Source organism: Methanimicrococcus stummii (assembly GCF_032594435.1).
Taxonomy (GTDB): Archaea; Halobacteriota; Methanosarcinia; order Methanosarcinales; family Methanosarcinaceae; genus Methanimicrococcus; species Methanimicrococcus stummii.
In genome coordinates, this window is the sequence record NZ_CP131062.1 from 1,677,574 (window position 1) to 1,697,743 (window position 20,170).

Annotated in this window: 11 protein-coding genes (1 of these 11 cut by a window edge); 7 read left to right on the forward strand and 4 right to left on the reverse strand. The window is 46.5% G+C overall.

Annotation, left to right across the window (positions count from 1 at the left end):
• The 4 genes from MmiEs2_RS07715 to MmiEs2_RS07730 all read left to right on the forward strand — a co-directional run.
• A protein-coding gene (locus tag MmiEs2_RS07715; protein ID WP_316559288.1) for a Cna B-type domain-containing protein crosses the window boundary here: on the forward strand, nt 1-8,934 show its end. 19,671 nt of this gene lie to the left of the window's left edge; only the last 8,934 of its 28,605 coding nucleotides appear in the window; the start codon falls outside the window, past its left edge; it ends in the stop codon at nt 8,932-8,934.
• 130 nt (nt 8,935-9,064) lie between these two features.
• Nucleotides 9,065-9,544: an InlB B-repeat-containing protein gene (locus tag MmiEs2_RS07720; protein ID WP_316559289.1), complete on the forward strand. Its 480-nt coding sequence runs from the start codon at nt 9,065-9,067 to the stop codon at nt 9,542-9,544.
• A gap of 91 nt (nt 9,545-9,635) precedes the next feature.
• Complete coding sequence (locus tag MmiEs2_RS07725) at nt 9,636-10,271, forward strand: InlB B-repeat-containing protein (protein WP_316559290.1); 636 nt, start codon at nt 9,636-9,638, stop codon at nt 10,269-10,271.
• Nucleotides 10,272-10,283: 12 nt separating this feature from the next.
• Nucleotides 10,284-10,718 carry an InlB B-repeat-containing protein gene (locus MmiEs2_RS07730; RefSeq protein ID WP_316559291.1) on the forward strand — a complete coding sequence of 145 codons (435 nt, stop codon included), beginning with the start codon at nt 10,284-10,286 and terminating at the stop codon, nt 10,716-10,718.
• A gap of 101 nt (nt 10,719-10,819) precedes the next feature.
• On the opposite strand, the gene arcS is transcribed toward MmiEs2_RS07730, so the two are convergent.
• Complete coding sequence (gene arcS, locus MmiEs2_RS07735; protein WP_316559292.1) at nt 10,820-12,871, reverse strand: archaeosine synthase subunit alpha; 2,052 nt, start codon at nt 12,869-12,871, stop codon at nt 10,820-10,822.
• Between the two features lie 115 nt (nt 12,872-12,986).
• Nucleotides 12,987-13,541 (reverse strand): DNA-3-methyladenine glycosylase I, encoded by a 555-nt coding sequence (locus MmiEs2_RS07740; RefSeq protein WP_316559293.1) that lies wholly within the window; start codon nt 13,539-13,541, stop codon nt 12,987-12,989.
• Nucleotides 13,542-13,650: 109 nt separating this feature from the next.
• On the opposite strand from MmiEs2_RS07740, the gene MmiEs2_RS07745 reads away from it, so the two are divergent.
• The 3 genes from MmiEs2_RS07745 (at nt 13,651) to MmiEs2_RS07755 (ending at nt 16,830) form a co-directional block, all read left to right on the forward strand.
• Nucleotides 13,651-13,986: a ferritin family protein gene (locus MmiEs2_RS07745; protein WP_316559294.1), complete on the forward strand. Its 336-nt coding sequence runs from the start codon at nt 13,651-13,653 to the stop codon at nt 13,984-13,986.
• A 354-nt stretch (nt 13,987-14,340) separates the two neighbouring features.
• Nucleotides 14,341-15,711: an FAD-binding oxidoreductase gene (locus MmiEs2_RS07750; RefSeq protein WP_316559295.1), complete on the forward strand. Its 1,371-nt coding sequence runs from the start codon at nt 14,341-14,343 to the stop codon at nt 15,709-15,711.
• Nucleotides 15,712-15,735: 24 nt separating this feature from the next.
• Nucleotides 15,736-16,830 carry a (Fe-S)-binding protein gene (locus MmiEs2_RS07755; RefSeq protein WP_316559296.1) on the forward strand — a complete coding sequence of 365 codons (1,095 nt, stop codon included), beginning with the start codon at nt 15,736-15,738 and terminating at the stop codon, nt 16,828-16,830.
• A 123-nt stretch (nt 16,831-16,953) separates the two neighbouring features.
• Here the strand turns inward: MmiEs2_RS07755 and MmiEs2_RS07760 are convergent, their stop codons facing one another.
• Nucleotides 16,954-17,805, reverse strand: a complete 852-nt coding sequence (locus MmiEs2_RS07760; protein WP_316559297.1) for a PAS domain S-box protein — start codon at nt 17,803-17,805, stop codon at nt 16,954-16,956.
• 76 nt (nt 17,806-17,881) lie between these two features.
• Nucleotides 17,882-19,699, reverse strand: a complete 1,818-nt coding sequence (locus MmiEs2_RS07765; protein WP_316560245.1) for a YgiQ family radical SAM protein — start codon at nt 19,697-19,699, stop codon at nt 17,882-17,884.
• Nucleotides 19,700-20,170: the final 471 nt, after the last annotated feature.

Genomic DNA, 20,170 nt, shown 5'->3' on the forward strand with positions numbered 1-20,170 from the left:
GGCACTTTCCCGAAATTCAATTCCGGTACTGCTATCGTTTACACGGTTACCGAAACCGTTCCGACCGATTACACTGTTGATTACAAAGGTTTGACCGGCACAACGTTTACGATTGAAAACAGTTACACGCCTGAAACAATCACTTCCTTTGATGTCGTGAAAAACTGGGTTGACGGCAGCGATCAAGACGGTAAACGTCCGTCTGACTTGAAAGTTCAGTTACTCGCCGACGGCACAAAGATTGATGAAATCACGATGACCGGCAGCGGCAACAGCTGGACTGACAGTTTCAGCGGCACTTTCCCGAAATTCAATTCCGGTACTGCCATCGTTTACACGGTTACCGAAACCGTTCCGACCGATTACACTGTTGATTACAAAGGTCTCTCCGGCACAACGTTTACGATTGAAAACAGTTACACGCCTGAAACGATCACTTCCTTTGATGTTGTGAAGAATTGGGTTGACGGCAGCGACCAAGACGGCAAACGTCCGTCTGACTTGAAAGTTCAGTTACTCGCTGACGGCACAAAGATTGATGAAATCACGATGACCGGCAGCGGCAACAGTTGGACTGACAGTTTCAGCGGCACTTTCCCGAAATTCAATTCCGGTACTGCTATCGTTTACACGGTTACCGAAACCGTTCCGACCGATTACACTGTTGATTACAAAGGTCTCTCCGGCACAACGTTTACGATTGAAAACAGTTACACGCCTGAAACCATCACTTCCTTTGATGTTGTGAAGAATTGGGTTGACGGCAGCGACCAAGACGGTAAACGTCCGTCTGACTTGAAAGTTCAGTTACTCGCCGACGGCACAAAGATTGATGAAATCACGATGACCGGCAGCGGCAACAGTTGGACTGACAGTTTCAGCGGCACTTTCCCGAAATTCAATTCCGGTACTGCTATCGTTTACACGGTTACCGAAACCGTTCCGGCCGATTACACTGTTGATTACAAAGGTCTCTCCGGCACAACGTTTACGATTGAAAACAGTTACACGCCTGAAACGATCACTTCCTTTGATGTTGTGAAGAACTGGATTGACGGCAGCGACCAAGACGGTAAACGTCCCTCTGACTTGAAAGTTCAGTTACTCGCTGACGGCACAAAGATTGATGAAATCACGATGACCGGCAGCGGCAACAGTTGGACTGACAGTTTCAGCGGCACTTTCCCGAAATTCAATTCCGGTACTGCTATCGTTTACACGGTTACCGAAACCGTTCCGACCGATTACACTGTTGATTACAAAGGTCTCTCCGGCACAACATTTACGATTGAAAACAGTTACACGCCTGAAACCATCACTTCCTTTGATGTTGTGAAGAATTGGGTTGACGGCAGCGATCAAGACGGTAAACGTCCGTCTGACTTGAAAGTTCAGTTACTCGCCGACGGCACAAAGATTGATGAAATCACGATGACCGGCAGCGGCAACAGCTGGACTGACAGTTTCAGCGGCACTTTCCCGAAATTCAATTCCGGTACTGCCATCGTTTACACGGTTACCGAAACCGTTCCGGCCGATTACACTGTTGATTACAAAGGTCTTTCCGGCACAACGTTTACGATTGAAAACAGTTACACGCCTGAAACGATCACTTCCTTTGATGTTGTGAAGAACTGGGTTGACGGCAGCGACCAAGACGGTAAACGTCCATCTGACTTGAAAGTTCAGTTACTCGCTGACGGCACAAAGATTGATGAAATCACGATGACCGGCAGCGGCAACAGTTGGACTGACAGTTTCAGCGGCACTTTCCCGAAATTCAATTCCGGTACTGCCATCGTTTACACGGTTACCGAAACCGTTCCGACCGATTACACTGTTGATTACAAAGGTCTCTCCGGCACAACATTTACGATTGAAAACAGTTACACGCCTGAAACCATCACTTCCTTTGATGTTGTGAAAAATTGGGTTGACGGCAGCGACCAAGACGGTAAACGTCCGTCTGACTTGAAAGTTCAGTTACTCGCCGACGGCACAAAGATTGATGAAATCACGATGACCGGCAGCGGCAACAGCTGGACTGACAGTTTCAGCGGCACTTTCCCGAAATTCAATTCCGGTACTGCTATCGTTTACACGGTTACCGAAACCGTTCCGACCGATTACACTGTTGATTACAAAGGTCTCTCCGGCACAACGTTTACGATTGAAAACAGTTACACGCCTGAAACCATCACTTCCTTTGATGTTGTGAAAAACTGGGTTGACGGCAGCGATCAAGACGGTAAACGTCCGTCTGACTTGAAAGTTCAGTTACTCGCCGACGGCACAAAGATTGATGAAATCACGATGACCGGCAGCGGCAACAGTTGGACTGACAGTTTCAGCGGCACTTTCCCGAAATTCAATTCCGGTACTGCTATCGTTTACACGGTTACCGAAACCGTTCCGGCCGATTACACTGTTGATTACAAAGGTCTCTCCGGCACAACGTTTACGATTGAAAACAGTTACACGCCTGAAACGATCACTTCCTTTGATGTTGTGAAAAACTGGGTTGACGGCAGCGATCAAGACGGTAAACGTCCGTCTGACTTGAAAGTTCAGTTACTCGCCGACGGCACAAAGATTGATGAAATCACGATGACCGGCAGCGGCAACAGTTGGACTGACAGTTTCAGCGGCACTTTCCCGAAATTCAATTCCGGTACTGCCATCGTTTACACGGTTACCGAAACCGTTCCGACCGATTACACTGTTGATTACAAAGGTCTCTCCGGCACAACATTTACGATTGAAAACAGTTACACGCCTGAAACCATCACTTCCTTTGATGTTGTGAAAAATTGGGTTGACGGCAGCGACCAAGACGGTAAACGTCCGTCTGACTTGAAAGTTCAGTTACTCGCCGACGGCACAAAGATTGATGAAATCACGATGACCGGCAGCGGCAACAGCTGGACTGACAGTTTCAGCGGCACTTTCCCGAAATTCAATTCCGGTACTGCTATCGTTTACACGGTTACCGAAACCGTTCCGACCGATTACACTGTTGATTACAAAGGTCTCTCCGGCACAACGTTTACGATTGAAAACAGTTACACGCCTGAAACCATCACTTCCTTTGATGTTGTGAAAAACTGGGTTGACGGCAGCGATCAAGACGGTAAACGTCCGTCTGACTTGAAAGTTCAGTTACTCGCCGACGGCACAAAGATTGATGAAATCACGATGACCGGCAGCGGCAACAGTTGGACTGACAGTTTCAGCGGCACTTTCCCGAAATTCAATTCCGGTACTGCTATCGTTTACACGGTTACCGAAACCGTTCCGACCGATTACACTGTTGATTACAAAGGTCTCTCCGGCACAACGTTTACGATTGAAAACAGTTACACGCCTGAAACGATCACTTCCTTTGATGTTGTGAAAAACTGGGTTGACGGCAGCGACCAAGACGGTAAACGTCCGTCTGACTTGAAAGTTCAGTTACTCGCCGACGGCACAAAGATTGATGAAATCACGATGACCGGCAGCGGCAACAGCTGGACTGACAGTTTCAGCGGCACTTTCCCGAAATTCAATTCCGGTACTGCTATCGTTTACACGGTTACCGAAACCGTTCCGGCCGATTACACTGTTGATTACAAAGGTCTTTCCGGCACAACGTTTACGATTGAAAACAGTTACACGCCTGAAACGATCACTTCCTTTGATGTTGTGAAAAACTGGGTTGACGGCAGCGATCAAGACGGTAAACGTCCGTCTGACTTGAAAGTTCAGTTACTCGCCGACGGCACAAAGATTGATGAAATCACGATGACCGGCAGCGGCAACAGTTGGACTGACAGTTTCGGCGGCACTTTCCCGAAATTCAATTCCGGTACTGCTATCGTTTACACGGTTACCGAAACCGTTCCGACCGATTACACTGTTGATTACAAAGGTTTGACCGGCACAACGTTTACGATTGAAAACAGTTACACGCCTGAAACAATCACTTCCTTTGATGTCGTGAAAAACTGGGTTGACGGCAGCGACCAAGACGGTAAACGTCCTTCTGACTTGAAAGTTCAGTTACTCGCCGACGGCACAAAGATTGATGAAATCACGATGACCGGCAGCGGCAACAGTTGGACTGACAGTTTCAGCGGCACTTTCCCGAAATTCAATTCCGGTACTGCCATCGTTTACACGGTTACCGAAACCGTTCCGACCGATTACACTGTTGATTACAAAGGTTTGACCGGCACAACGTTTACGATTGAAAACAGTTACACGCCTGAGACAACCGCTTCATTCACGATTGAAAAGATTTGGGATGACAACAGCGACCAGGACGGCAAACGTCCGTCTGATTTGAAAGTTCAGTTACTCGCTGACGGCACTGAGATTGATGAAATCACTCTTTCCGGCAGCGGCGACACCTGGACCGGCAGTTTCACGGGACCGTTTGACAAATACGACGGCGGTTCTTTGATCGTTTACACGGTGACTGAAGATACTGTGACTGATTACACGGAAGACAACAAAGGTCTCTCCGGCACAACGTTTACGATTGAAAACAGTTACACGCCTGAGACAACCGCTTCATTCACGATTGAAAAGATTTGGGATGACAACAGCGACCAGGACGGTAAACGTCCGTCTGACTTGAAAGTTCAGTTACTCGCCGACGGCACAAAGATTGATGAAATCACTCTTTCCGGCAGCGGCAACACCTGGACCGGCAGTTTCACGGGACCGTTTGACAAATACGACGGCGGTTCTTTGATCGTTTACACGGTGACTGAAGATACTGTGACTGATTACACCGAAGACAACCAAGGTCTCTCCGGCACAACGTTTACGATTGAAAACAGTTACACGCCTGAGACAACCGCTTCATTCACGATTGAAAAGATTTGGGATGACAACAGCGACCAGGACGGTAAACGTCCGTCTGATTTGAAAGTTCAGTTACTCGCTGACGGCACTGAGATTGATGAAATCACTCTTTCCGGCAGTGGCAACACCTGGACCGGCAGTTTCACGGGACCGTTTGACAAATACGACGGCGGTTCTTTGATCGTTTACACGGTGACTGAAGATACTGTGACTGATTACACGGAAGACAACCAAGGTCTCTCCGGCACAACGTTTACGATTGAAAACAGTTACACGCCTGAAACCATCACTTCCTTTGATGTTGTGAAGAACTGGATTGACGGCAGCGACCAAGACGGTAAACGTCCCTCTGACTTGAAAGTTCAGTTACTCGCTGACGGCACAAAGATTGATGAAATCACGATGACCGGCAGCGGCAACAGTTGGACTGACAGTTTCGGCGGCACTTTCCCGAAATTCAATTCCGGTACTGCTATCGTTTACACGGTTACCGAAACCGTTCCGACCGATTACACTGTTGATTACAAAGGTCTCTCCGGCACAACGTTTACGATTGAAAACAGTTACACGCCTGAAACAATCACTTCCTTTGATGTTGTGAAGAATTGGGTTGACGGCAGCGACCAAGACGGTAAACGTCCGTCTGACTTGAAAGTTCAGTTACTCGCCGACGGCACAAAGATTGATGAAATCACGATGACCGGCAGCGGCAACAGCTGGACTGACAGTTTCAGCGGCACTTTCCCGAAATTCAATTCCGGTACTGCTATCGTTTACACGGTTACCGAAACCGTTCCGACCGATTACACTGTTGATTACAAAGGTCTCTCCGGCACAACATTTACGATTGAAAACAGTTACACGCCTGAAACAATCACTTCCTTTGATGTTGTGAAGAATTGGGTTGACGGCAGCGACCAAGACGGTAAACGTCCGTCTGACTTGAAAGTTCAGTTACTCGCCGACGGCACAAAGATTGATGAAATCACGATGACCGGCAGCGGCAACACCTGGACCGGCAGTTTCACGGGACCGTTTGACAAATACGACGGCGGTTCTTTGATCGTTTACACGGTGACTGAAGATACTGTGACTGATTACACGGAAGACAACCAAGGTCTCTCCGGCACAACGTTTACGATTGAAAACAGTTACACGCCTGAGACAACCGCTTCATTCACGATTGAAAAGATTTGGGATGACAACAGCGACCAGGACGGTAAACGTCCGTCTGATTTGAAAGTTCAGTTACTCGCTGACGGCACTGAGATTGATGAAATCACTCTTTCCGGCAGTGGCAACACCTGGACCGGCAGTTTCACGGGACCGTTTGACAAATACGACGGCGGTTCTTTGATCGTTTACACGGTGACTGAAGATACTGTGACTGATTACACGGAAGACAACCAAGGTCTCTCCGGCACAACGTTTACGATTGAAAACAGTTACACGCCTGAAACCATCACTTCCTTTGATGTTGTGAAGAACTGGATTGACGGCAGCGACCAAGACGGTAAACGTCCCTCTGACTTGAAAGTTCAGTTACTCGCTGACGGCACAAAGATTGATGAAATCACGATGACCGGCAGCGGCAACAGTTGGACTGACAGTTTCGGCGGCACTTTCCCGAAATTCAATTCCGGTACTGCTATCGTTTACACGGTTACCGAAACCGTTCCGACCGATTACACTGTTGATTACAAAGGTCTCTCCGGCACAACGTTTACGATTGAAAACAGTTACACGCCTGAAACCATCACTTCCTTTGATGTTGTGAAGAATTGGGTTGACGGCAGCGACCAAGACGGTAAACGTCCGTCTGACTTGAAAGTTCAGTTACTCGCCGACGGCACAAAGATTGATGAAATCACGATGACCGGCAGCGGCAACAGTTGGACTGACAGTTTCGGCGGCACTTTCCCGAAATTCAATTCCGGTACTGCTATCGTTTACACGGTTACCGAAACCGTTCCGACCGATTACACTGTTGATTACAAAGGTTTGACCGGCACAACGTTTACGATTGAAAACAGTTACACGCCTGAAACAATCACTTCCTTTGATGTCGTGAAAAACTGGGTTGACGGCAGCGACCAAGACGGTAAACGTCCTTCTGACTTGAAAGTTCAGTTACTCGCCGACGGCACAAAGATTGATGAAATCACGATGACCGGCAGCGGCAACAGTTGGACTGACAGTTTCAGCGGCACTTTCCCGAAATTCAATTCCGGTACTGCCATCGTTTACACGGTTACCGAAACCGTTCCGACCGATTACACTGTTGATTACAAAGGTCTTTCCGGCACAACGTTTACGATTGAAAACAGTTACACGCCTGAAACCATCACTTCCTTTGATGTTGTGAAAAACTGGGTTGACGGCAGCGACCAAGACGGTAAACGTCCTTCTGACTTGAAAGTTCAGTTACTCGCCGACGGCACAAAGATTGATGAAATCACGATGACCGGCAGCGGCAACAGTTGGACTGACAGTTTCAGCGGCACTTTCCCGAAATTCAATTCCGGTACTGCCATCGTTTACACGGTTACCGAAACCGTTCCGGCCGATTACACTGTTGATTACAAAGGTCTCTCCGGCACAACGTTTACGATTGAAAACAGTTACATACCCACAACTATCTCCGAAATCAAAGTCGAGAAAGTCTGGGTCGACAACAACGATGCCGAAGGTAAACGTCCGGCAAGCATCAATGTGACTTTGACTGCTGACGGCACAGATGTTCCGGGTTCAACTCTTGAATTGAACGCCGGCAACAACTGGAAAGGCAGCTGGACAAATCTCCCCGGATACAACGGCGGCATCGCAATCGTTTACAACGTCACCGAATCTGACGTCCCGACTGATTACACTTCAGCCGTGACCTCTTCAGGTTATTCCTTTGCAGTCAAGAATACGCTTACAGGAATCACTGTTACAGAATTCGATCTCACCGTCATTAAAGAATGGAACGATAACAACGATGCCGGAGGCATAAGACCGGCGGATGTTGAAGTTGTTCTTGTCAGAGATGGTGTCGAAGACTTAACACCGATCGTATTGGACAGTTCAAACAGCTGGACATACACCTGGCAGGACCTTCCGATATACGACAGCGGCGTTGAAATCGTCTATGAAGTTATAGAAAAGGTTGTTCCGACAGGTTACAGCGTTTCTTACACGGAGGATAAACCAAGCAATACCATTACGGTGACAAACAGTTTGGACACAATTCCGACGATTGATGTGACGGTTGTTAAAGTCTGGGAAGATGACAACAACAGAGACGGTAAACGTCCGACAGGGTTGACAGTTGAATTGATTGAAACCGAACAGGTTGGCTTCACTGAAAGAACTGTGGCTACAATCATCTTGAATGAATCCAATTCCTGGACTTACACATGGACCGGTTTGCCTGAGGATGTGAATGGTGTTGCTGTCGAATATTCAGTTATTGAAACTGTTCCGACAGATTATACCGAGAAATTGGTTACCAAAGATACGACGAGTATCCCCGGAGAAATCATTTACACGCTCACAAACGAACACATTTCCGAACTCACCGACATCAAAATCGTTAAGGTTTGGGATGATGAAAGCAACAAGAACAACAAACGTCCGGCTTCAATCACTGTTAAATTGATGAACGGTAACACGGTTGTTGACACTTTGGTGCTGACAGGCGGGTCATTGGATTTGACATGGGAAGACTCCACTTCTTGGACTGGTGTTTACAAGTACGAAAACGGCGTTGAAATCAACTATCAGGTTGTTGAAGTTGTTCCGAGCGGTTACAAGCAAACCGGAAATTCAAAATCCGGTGACACGATAACCATCACGAACAAGTACACAACGAGCACACCGCCGGGTCCGGGACCGGGTCCCGACCCGAGTCCGAGTTCCGATCCGGGAAGTATCGGTCCGTCCGAGTCCCACGAAGGTTTCGAAGAAGAACAGGGAATCGAACAAAAATCAGCGATTGCGTTCCCGATGTTTATCGTCGTGTTCGTCTTGCTCGGCGGCATTGTCGCCCTCAGATGGAACAAGCGCAGAATCCTCTTGAAAGGAATGAAACCGCCGATTTAAGCAAAAGTAAAAAAATGAGTTGTTGAAAAACAACTCATTTCTATTTTTATTCAAAATTATCATTGTTAATTTCAAAATTAAAATTCATTTTTCTAAATTCTAAAATTAAAAAGTTATAATTGGGTGTTCTATGTCTAAAATTTTCAAACAAATTTTTGCTTTATTCATTATTTTTTTGATTCTCTTCTCTCTTGTCGGAACAGCAGCCGCGTTACCGCGTAATTTTATTGTTGTTTTCATGTTCGATGAAGAAAATTATTACAAAAAATCCGTTCCGAGATTCACGGTGATGGCCGAAATCGAAACGCCTGCCCGAGATGGATACACTTTCGGCGGTTGGTACACGGACCGCGCCTGCACGCAAGCTTACGACTTCAGCCAGCCGGTTAACAACGCGTTTTACTTGTACGCCAAGTGGGTTCCGGAAGGCGCGCCGGATCCGAGTCCTGATACGGCTTACTCTCAGAGTACAATTCCTGACGGGGAAACAGATGGAAATACGCCGTCGGGTTACACATCGCCGATTTCTTCAAACATGCTCGCCGTTTTGCTGGCGGCCGGATTGGTTATTTGTTTCGGCGGCTCGTATTTGCTTTCCAGAAGAAAATAAAAATGAAGAATTAAAACGAAAAAACAAAAAAATCGGTATTATTTTATACTAAATTATACCAAATTCATTTTTTTACAAACGGTTTAAAATTATGGTTCATCGATATTTCAAACGGATTGCAGCAATTCTGATTATTTTGCTGATTCTTTTGGCGCTTGTCGGCACGGCAGCTGCAGCGCCGCGCAATTACATTGTTGTCTTCATGTTTGACGATGAAAATTATTACAAAAAAACCGTTCCGAGATTTACGGTGATGTCTGAAATCGAAACGCCTGTCCGAGACGGATACACTTTCGGCGGCTGGTACACGGACCGCGACTGCACGCAAGCCTACGATTTCAGCCGGCCTGTGATGGAACCGTTTTATTTGTACGCGAAATGGATTCCCGGAGATTCCGGTTCAAGTTCTTCCGGCTCTTCAAATCCGAGCTCCAATTCAAATTCAAGTTACAATTCCGCGAAATCCGATTCAAATTCGTCAAGTTCGAGCTCGGGTTCAAACACAAACACTTCGAATTCATCAAACGGTTCGGGTTCTTACAATTATTCCGGAAAATCCGCGGTTTTGCCGATTCCGGACGAAACGCTTTCCAAAGCGCCTGCCGAAGGCCGTCCCGAAATCTCGGATCCGATCAATTTGGTTCCCGATCCGTCAACACTTGCGTTTTTAATTATCGCAGGACTCGGGGCAGTGCTTGTCGCTTATTTCATTCTTTTAAAATCTTAACGGGGAAAATTTATGGTTACAAAAATAAAAACAATTTTTTTAGTGCTTTGCATCGCATTGCTGATCACGCTGACTTTTGCAGGAACGGCAACGGCTTCTAACAATTTCCTTGTCATTTTTATGTATGACGAAGATACGGTTTATCTTAACAAACCGGTTGCCAGATACGCGCGCGTCTCAGAACCCGAATCGCCCGTCAAAAACGGATACACATTCGGCGGCTGGTACACGGAACCCGAATGCGTCAACAAATTCGATTTTAACACGCGCATTCCGTCCAAAACAACGCTTTACGCGAAATGGATTCCGTCTTCATCGGCAGGAACCGGCGCGGCAGGAAACGTCAACGACGGTCCTCCGACGTTTAAGATTCCGGGATTCGGCGCGACAGTTGGAATTGCCGCCGTTTTGGGCGCGGCATTCGTTCTCGGCAGAAGAAGAGTTTAAAATCAAAAATAATTCTTCGTTTTTATTTTTTAAAAAAAAGTTTGGAAAATCCGCGATTTTCCATTTTGTTATTTTTATTTCGGCGAATTGATTTTTTATCTTCAATTCTTTTTTTCATCAATATATCGCGTATGTCTCGGCAAAACCGCAACGCCTTTTGTCGAGCGGTTCATTTCAACACCCGACATTTTCGCTTTTCCGACGCCGATAACATTCTCGCCGAGAATGATGACATCATCGCCCGGCCGGATTGCGGAATCGGCTTCAATGATTCCGGGCGCGAGCAACGATCCTTTCGGAAGGAAATTGTCAATTTTAACGGTATATTGTCCGGCGTATTTTTCGGAACGGATTAATTTTTCAGCGGCTTCAATTGAAAATGCAAGCTGCCCGAATTGTGGAACCAAAACGGCTAACTGCGTTTTGCCGTCTAAAAGCATGAATTTCGGGAAATTGCCTTTGATCATCGTCTCTTCTGTAAAAAGCGCGTCTGCGAGCGGTCCGAGCTGGTATCTTGCGATTGCTTTTGCCTGATCCAGTTTCTCTTCCGTTCCGCCCCGTTTCAACAAATTCGGGCGCGGTCTGTGCGTTTCAGATTCTTTTTCAGGTGTCGCCTCTTCCACGATTTTGTCAATGGCGGTTCTCAGGTTTTTCAAACTGATTTGAGAAGCCGGACTTTTTTCGACGGTATAAATCATTGAAATGCCGAGTTTCGCGGAAACCGCTTCGCAGATTTCGCGGTACGGGCCGTCGACGTGCGCGACAATATGTTTGTAAAGATCTTTGTTTTTGATCAGATAATTTTCCAAAAGACCGCCGACGAAAGCGCGTTCTTCCAAATCCCAGTGTCCCGTCACCGTCGTGTCGTAATGCGCGGCCGGATATGTTAATTCGAGTTCGCGCGGAATGATTCCCATCGGCGATGTGATGACTAATTCGTTGACATATTTTCGATTGCGTTCAATGGATTGAATGAAACGCTGATGAGATGCCGAAATCGAATACGGCTTTTTGGAAGAGCAGGGGAAAATCACAAGAATTTCTTTTCTCGGCGCTTCATAATTTTCAATAATCCGTTTCGCGAAACGGCGGATTTCCGCGCGGTTTTGAGATTCTGCCGTCGTTGCGATTAATTCGTCTCTTCGAAACGTCGGCGCTGCGATTTCGGCAAACGGACTGCTGTCAAACAAACGCAGGAGGCCTGTCAACCACGTTTTGACGCGGCATTGCCCTTCGACATATTCCCGAATCGCGCCGCGCTTGATTTTCTCGCGAACGAGAGACATTTCCGCTTCCAGCGCGTTGACATTGTGCTCAGACAGCATCGCGTATCTGTCAGCAGCCGGTATTTCTCTAAGTTCTTTCGCCGTTTTTCCGGCGCAAACGCCGCATCTGCACGGCAATTCCGTTAAGTCTTCCAAAAAGAAAGTTCCGGCGCTTGTCATGTATTTGTTGGAATAGCCGGCAACTTCCGCGCGTGTTGTGTCCAAAATGTCTGCGCCCAAATAGATCAGCATCGCCGCGTTTTCAGGCGTTGCCAAATTCGAAAGCCAAAGCGCGGTGTCGGCCGGAAGTCTTTCCTTGACATTCATAAACGCTTCGAAGAAGCCGATTGAATCGCCGTCAAAAGAGCCGGCACTTTCCATAATGTAAACATCGGCGCCGATTTTTTCAACCGCATTTTTTTCGGTTTCAACAATTTCTGCCCGGTTGCTTTCATCGCCGCAAATACAATCGTCGGACTCAATCGCTTTTGAATATTTAATCGGCCGAATGACGGCGGCAGCCGGTCTTTTTCCGATAATTTCAAAACCGCTCATTTTGTCATATGTTTTCTGCCAACGTTTTTCATAATCTTCTTCGGGATATGTCAAAGTGAATTGGTTTCTCGGCAAAATCAAAAGCTCCGACTCTTCCGTTTTCGAGATTTCATCGGCGATTTTTGAAATTTTTTCATCTTCATCCGCGTTTCCTGCCCAAAATGTTCCGAGATTTTTAATCGGCAAATCCCCGGCGGCAAGGCTTGATGAATTGATTAAAAAAGGCGTTTGAATGAAAGAGGCCGCCGGCTTTTCGGCAGGTTTTTTTGAAATGTAAAGTTTTCCGATGCGAGCCGGTCCGTCTCGGTCATCGACTTCAAAGAATTTTGTCATGGACTTTTAAATCGTGTCATTGAATAAAAAAACTCTCATTCGTTTCGAAAAATCAATGAAAAAGAAGTGTTTTTGAAATTTGAAAATTGCCGACACGCGCGCGCCGGCACGCTGCTTACCTGAAATCACAGTCTTCCAAATGATCGTTCACCATGCCGATTGCTTGCATGTACGCGTAAATAATCGTTGAGCCGACAAAAGTAAAACCGAGTTTTTTCAAATCTTTGCTGATTTGATCCGACAGTTCTGTATTTACAGGGACGTCCGCCGGCGTTTTCGGGCAGTTTTGAATCGGCACGCCGTCGATATAACGCCACATAAACGCATCAAGCGATTCGTGTTCTTCTTTGAGCTTGAAATATGCTTTTGAATTGGTTGTGACCGCTTTGATTTTGAGGCGGTTTCGGATAATTCCGGCATTTGCGAGAAGTTCCTCTCGTTTTTGATCGTCATAATCTTTCATTATTTCCGGATCGAAATTATCGTACGCGATTCGCATCGCGTCTCGTTTGTTGAGAATTGTTGACCAGCTCAAGCCGGCTTGCTGCCCTTCTAAAATCAGCATCTCAAAAAGTCTTTTCTCATCATGAAGCGGTTTTCCCCACTCTTCGTCATGATATTTATGATCAGTCGGTGTCTTCGACCAAACGCATCTTTTCTTTTCCGCCATGAAATCACTTCTTATTTTTTGTTCCTGTTGTTTTGAAAGCTTAAAAAATCATCGAAATGTTTTGAAATTTAATATAAATATATTTATACTATCAAACCAATTTTATGCTATGCCTGAATTTGGAAATCCCTTTGCCGGCCTGAAAAACGGCCGTAAGCTGACGCACGACGAACTTGTTCGCGCCATTCGTTTTATGGTGTCCGCCGAGTACGAAGCGATTCAGCTTTATGAACAGCTTGCAGAGTCAACCGACAACAAACTCGCCAAAGAAGTGTTGATTGACATCGCCAACGAAGAAAAAGTTCATGCCGGAGAATTCCTTCGCCTGCTTCGCGAACTTCAGCCCGACGAACTGAAATTTTACAGAGAAGGCGCGGAAGAAGTCGAAGAAGAAATTGTCAAAATGAAAAAAACCGCCGCGAAAACAAGAGCGGCTAAAAAATAATCGAATCTTTCAGATTCATTATTTTATTTTTTAATTCATTTTTTACGGACAGCGAATGCCGTTTTGGTTTCAGATTTTTGTTTTTTAGATTCTTTTCTTTGATTCAAACAACTGATTCTGTTGCTTCTTTTTGAGTGCTATTTTTGTTTGTCATAATTTTGTCATTATGACAAATGATTATCAATTCAAAAAGTTTAAACCCGTTTCAGTCGGCATTTTATTTGCATTGTCTTTTGCTTTTTAAAAACGCTTATAATAAAATATATATAAGGAATCAACGTGAAAATGCAAACAGATTATAAATTGCATTTCGCATGCGTTTTTTACATTTTATCATCAATTCTGCGATCAAATATGGATCATTACGAAGAACTCAAAAACATTTGCAAAGACCGCGCAACAGCCGTGCCTGCCGAGCTTTGCTGCTACGGCGCGGACGGCTCTCAAGTGAAAGGAAAGCCGGATTACGTTCTTTTTCCGAAAACCACCGCCGAAGTTTCTCAAATTTTAGCTTACGCGAACACACATTTAATTCCCGTGACCGCGCGCGGTGCCGGAACCGGACTTGCCGGCGGCGCAGTTCCCGTCAACGGCGGCATTCTTTTGGACATGTCGCAAATGAATCAAATTTTAAGCATTGATATTGACAACATTCAAGTGACGGTTGAGCCCGGAATCGTTGCCGACAAACTCAATGAAGCGCTTAAACCGTACGGTTTCTTCTTTCCGCCGGATCCCGGAAGTGCTGCAACTTGCACGGTCGGCGGCCAAATCGCAAACAACGCAAGCGGAATGCGCTGCGTGAAATACGGCACAACGAAAAATTACGTTTTAAATCTGGAAGTCGTTTTAGCCGACGGCAGCGTCATTAACACCGGTCTGAACTGCTTAAAATCGTCTTCCGGTTACGATCTTTCCCGACTTCTTGTCGGCTCGGAAGGCACGCTCGGCATCATCACAAAAGCCGTTTTAAAAATCGCGCCGATTCCAAAAGCGCGGAAGCTGGTTATGATTTCTTTCCCGTCGCCCGAAAACGCCGGCCTTTCCGTCTCTCGCGTGTTTGCGGCAGGCGTGACACCGTCCGCGTGCGAAATTTTAGACCGCACATCCGTTTCCGTTTTGACAAAATTGGATCCCGACGTCATTTTTCCGCGCGACGGCGACGTCGTTTTATTCGAAGTCGACGGCAGCAAAAACGCCGTTGACGAAGCCGCCGAATTGCTGGCAAAGGCGTGCGAAGACATTTCAAGCAGCATTTTGATTACGGACGATCCGGTTAAAATGAAAGAAATCTGGGACGCAAGACGCCTTCTCGGCGCCGCGGTTTCAAAGATTGATCCGACAAAAACGCGCATTTATGTCGGCGAAGATTTGGGCGTTCCGATTCAAAAATTGCCGGCGATGATTTCAAAAGTGTATGAAATTACCGGCGAAGTCGGCATCACGCCGATGATTTACGGACACGTCGGCGACGGCACCGTTCACGTCGGTTTATTTATTGACGTTTTAGATGAAAACGAATGGCAGAAACTTCACGCCGCCGCCGACAAACTGCACTTGGCGGCGATTGAACTCGGCGGCACAGTCAGTTCCGAACACGGCATCGGCGCCGCACGCGGCATGTATATGGAAAAACAATGCGGTCCCGCGTTTACCGTGATGAAAACAATTAAAAAAGCGCTTGATCCGAACGGAATTTTAAATCCGGGGAAATTAGGACTTTAAAAAACGAAAAGAGGGTTATGAAAAATGTCTTTTGAAAAGGTGGATCAAAGAGATTTATATCGGTGTGTCGCTTGCGGAAATTGCCGCTCGGTCTGTCCAGCGTTTGAACAAACCGGCCGCGAATCCAAGAACACACGCGGCCGCATTTTAGTCATTCGCGACATTTATGAAGGAAATCTGACAGACGATTCTGTTTTTGACAGCCTCAACACATGCACGACATGCGGCTACTGCGCCGTCACCTGTCCCGCAGGCGTTCATCCGCCGGATTTGGTTGAAGGCGCGCGCAGCGGACTTGTCGAAAGCGGCAAAATGACGCCGACGCAAATGAAAATCCGCGACACCGTTACAAAATACGCGAACACGCTCGGTGATTCCGGCAGCAGACGCGGCTGGCTTGAAGGAACAAATCTTGAAATCCCTCAAAATCCGAAAGCGGTTTACTTTGTCGGCTGTTTGGATACTTATCGCTATCCCGAAACAGCCGTCACGACTTATCAAATTCTCAATAAAATGGGCGCCGGGCTTTTGGAAGATGAAAAATGCTGCGCGTCGCCGCTTCTTCGTCTCGGATTTGTCAAAGAAGCCGACGCTTTGATGAAACACAATCTTGAACAAATCATAGCAAGCGGCGCCGATACGATTATTGCAGGCTGCGCCGGCTGTTACAACACGCTTAAAAACAATTATGAGTTAGACGGCATTTCAGTCGTCACCGTTTCCGAATATTTGGCTTCGCATTTGAGCGATTTGAAAAAAGCCGGCCTCGGGAAACTCGATTTAAAAGTCACTTATCACGATCCCTGCCATTCCGGCCGCCACAACAATGTTTTTGACGAGCCGCGCGCGCTGATTTATGAAATTGTCGGCAAAGACAATCTGATTGAAATGCAGACAATCCGCGAGAAATCCAGATGCTGCGGCGGCGGCGGCGGTGTTCGTTCCGGCTACAACGATTTGTCTTTGGCGATGGCAAAAAGAAGGTTGGAAGACGTTCCTGACGGTGTTGATTACATCGTGACAACCTGTCCGCTTTGCCTGCGCAATTTAAGCGATGCCGGCGGCGACATTCCGGTTATTGATTTGGTTGAATTGATTCGAATGGCAAACGACAAATAATTGATTTTTGAAAAACGAACCTTCATTTTATTTCATTTTTTTAAAAGTCTGTGCGGATCGCGCGCGGCGGCCGGCAGCAGTTCCTGTCACGCATCAAATTAAAAACTAGAAAAGGAAACATCTTTACAGATGTTTCTTTAAGAAATTGCGGATTTCTTCCGAATTTGCCCAGCCTTCGTCTAATTGGGCAATGACTTCTTCAATATCATCGCACTGAATTATGATTTTCTTTGCGGTTTCCTGATCGCTTGAAATTTCTGACAGCAAAACCACGCTTGAAAGCGGATTTCTGATATTGTCAATAACGGTTGCAAACTGCTGAATATTTTCTTCCAAACGCTCGTACGACATGCGAATCATTTCCTCGTCGCGTTTTTTTCGCGTAATGTCAACGGCCAGCAAAACATAACCGGTCACTTCATTATCATCATTGGTTGCAGCGTTTGAGAGGACTTGCCAATATTTGCCTTTCAAACTTTTGAGTTCGGAATCAACTTCCTTTTTCTCCAAAAATTCGGAATACAGCGTGTTTGCCGGCTCCGACGGAAACAATATTTTCGCCAAATCCATGACGGATTTTCCGACAACATCTGATTCGGTCAATTTTGTTTCCGTATATAATGAGCGGCTTGCCCATTTAATTTTGTATTCTGTTGTCATATAAATGACAATTTCGGGGACGGATTCCAAAATCATGTTCTTTTCAATATCGGTTTGTTTTGCAACGCCTTTTGCTTTCAAAACCTGATTGATCAAGCGCGCCAGCAAAACACCGAACACAAAACAGAGAAGCAAAATCACGATGTTGAAAAACAATCCTTCATTCGTTGTCATCGGCTCAAATAAAAACTTCAGTATCTCTTCAAGACCGCCCGTTTCGGGACCGGCTGCGAAGTATCTTGAAAGCATTTCTGCTAAAATAAACAGAACGCCGACCAAGATCGATAAAATAATCACTTTGTATTCGAGTTTCATTTTGACCCTGTCTGAAATTTTAGAAATTAAAGGTGTTTTCTCTATTTAATATTTCACATAATTCGTCTTGCAATTTTTACCAACGGCGATTGGAAGGAATCAAACAATGTGAACCGCTGCCGATTAAATCTTCACGACCGTTCTCTTCCAGCGCTTTTTGAATCATTTCCCGGTTATCGGGGTTTCTGAATTGAAGTAAAACACGCTGCATTTTCTTTTCCGTTCGCGTTACCGGAACGTAAATTTCCTCCATCGTAAACGGATCCAGTCCCGTGTGGAACATGCATGTTGAAATCGTCATTGGCGTCGGCGTAAAATCCTGAACTTGTTCGGTGTAGCGATTGTTGTCGCGAATATATTCCGCAATTTCAATCGCGTTTTCCATAGTGCAGCCGGGGTGTCCCGAAATTTGGAATGTTACCAAAAACTGTTTTAAACCGAGTTCTTTGTTGACGTTTTTGAATTTCTGCTCAAATTTTTCAAAAGTTTCGCGATTCGGCTTTCTCATGGCAGCCGTCACATTGTCGCAAAAATGTTCGGGCGCGACTTTTAATTGGCCGCCGACGTGATGTTCACAAAGCGTTTCTAAATATCCGTCGTCTTGAATCGCCAAATCAAATCGAACACCGTATCCCGTCAGCACTTTTCTGACATTCGGCATATTTCGAAGTGTTTCCAGCAGTTTCAAAAGACGGCTGTGGCTTGCGTTCAGTGACGGACAAACATTTGGAACCAAACAGTTTTTGTGCGTGCAGGCGCCTTTCTTTTCCCATGTCGGACATTTCATACCATACATGTTCGCGCTCGGGCCGCCGATTCCGTTGATGATGCCGTTGAAATCAAACGACGATGCAATTTTTTCAGCTTCCCTGATGATGGATTCTTCGCTTCGGTTGCTGATTGCTCTGCCCTGATGCTGTGTAATCGCGCAGAAAGAGCAGCCGCCGAAACAGCCGCGGTGGCTTGTAATGGAATTTTTGACGACTTCAAGTCCGGGAACGCCTTCGGTGTACGACGGGTGTTCCAGGCGTAAATACGGCAGCTCGTACACTTCGTCCATTTCATTTTCCGTCAATTCGCGCATCGGCGGATTTTGAATGATAATGGTTTTCGGATGCGGTTGCACAAGTTTCTTTCCGGAAATCGGATTCTGGTTTTCATAAATGATTTTAAAAGCGCGCGCGTATTGCTCTTTGTCTTCGGAAACGTCATTGAAATCCGGAAGCGCAATATATGAATCATCAGTCAGCGCGCCGGAATATTCGGATTCTTGTCCGTTTTGAATGTTTTTCCATTCGCGAACCGGCATTTTCCAAACCGTTCCCGGAACATCCCGAATATCGGAAATTTTTTCGCCGGCATTCATCCGCGCCGCGATTTCTTTAATTTGAAGTTCGCCCATGCCGTAAATGATCAAATCCACCGGCGCGTCAGCTAAAACCGATTGGCGAACATCGTTTGACAAATAATCAAATTCCGCGAAACGGCGAAGAGAAGCCTCGATGCCGCCGGCAACAATCGGCGTGTCGGGAAACGCTTGGCGCAGGCGGTTGGCGTAAGCGATGACCGCGCGGTCAGGCCGAAGCCCGGGCGCGCCGCCGGGGGAATACATATCGCTTTCGCGCTTATAGAGAAGTGGTGTATAGTTGTTCACGAGAGAATCGGCATTGCCGGCGCTGACGGAGAAAAACAGTCTGGGTTTTCCGAGGACTTCAAAAGCGTCTTTGCTTGTCCAATCCGGCTGCGCGATGACACCGACGCGAAATCCGGCGTGTTCCAAAACGCGGCCGATGATTGCCGTTCCGAATCCGGAATGGTCAACGTAAGCGTCACCCGTCACCAAAATGATGTCGAGTTCGTCCCAGCCTTTATTTTGAGCCTCTTCGAGGCTCATCGGTAAAAAGTCGCCGGCATTTTTCAAAGCTTCCTGCCGGCGTTTCTCAAAAAAATGATTTACTTTCTTTTCGGCGTTTCCGCCGTCAATTTCGTTTTTTTTTTGCTCGCTTGAATCAAATCTGTTGCTTCTGCCGGTTTGCTCTCTTCGGCTGTCCGGTCCTCTTCGATCGCCTTGTCCTCTCCGACCTTGGTTTCTGCCGCCGTCATCAAAATCGCGGTCATCATCACGTCTGCCGGACGCGGCTGATTTCCATTCGAAACGTTTCGGCTCTGTCGGTTTCAATCCTACGCTTTTCGCGCCGAGCTGCCCGATGACACGCTTTTCAGGCTTGTCGCCTTTTCCGGCATCCGGTTTGCCTTTCTTTTCGTCTTTCGGAATGACAATTTTTGATTTGTCCGCGCCCATTCTTCCGGCTTCTTTTTCAAGGCCGATAATTGTTCTGCGGTTGCCTGATTTTCCGACTTCCAC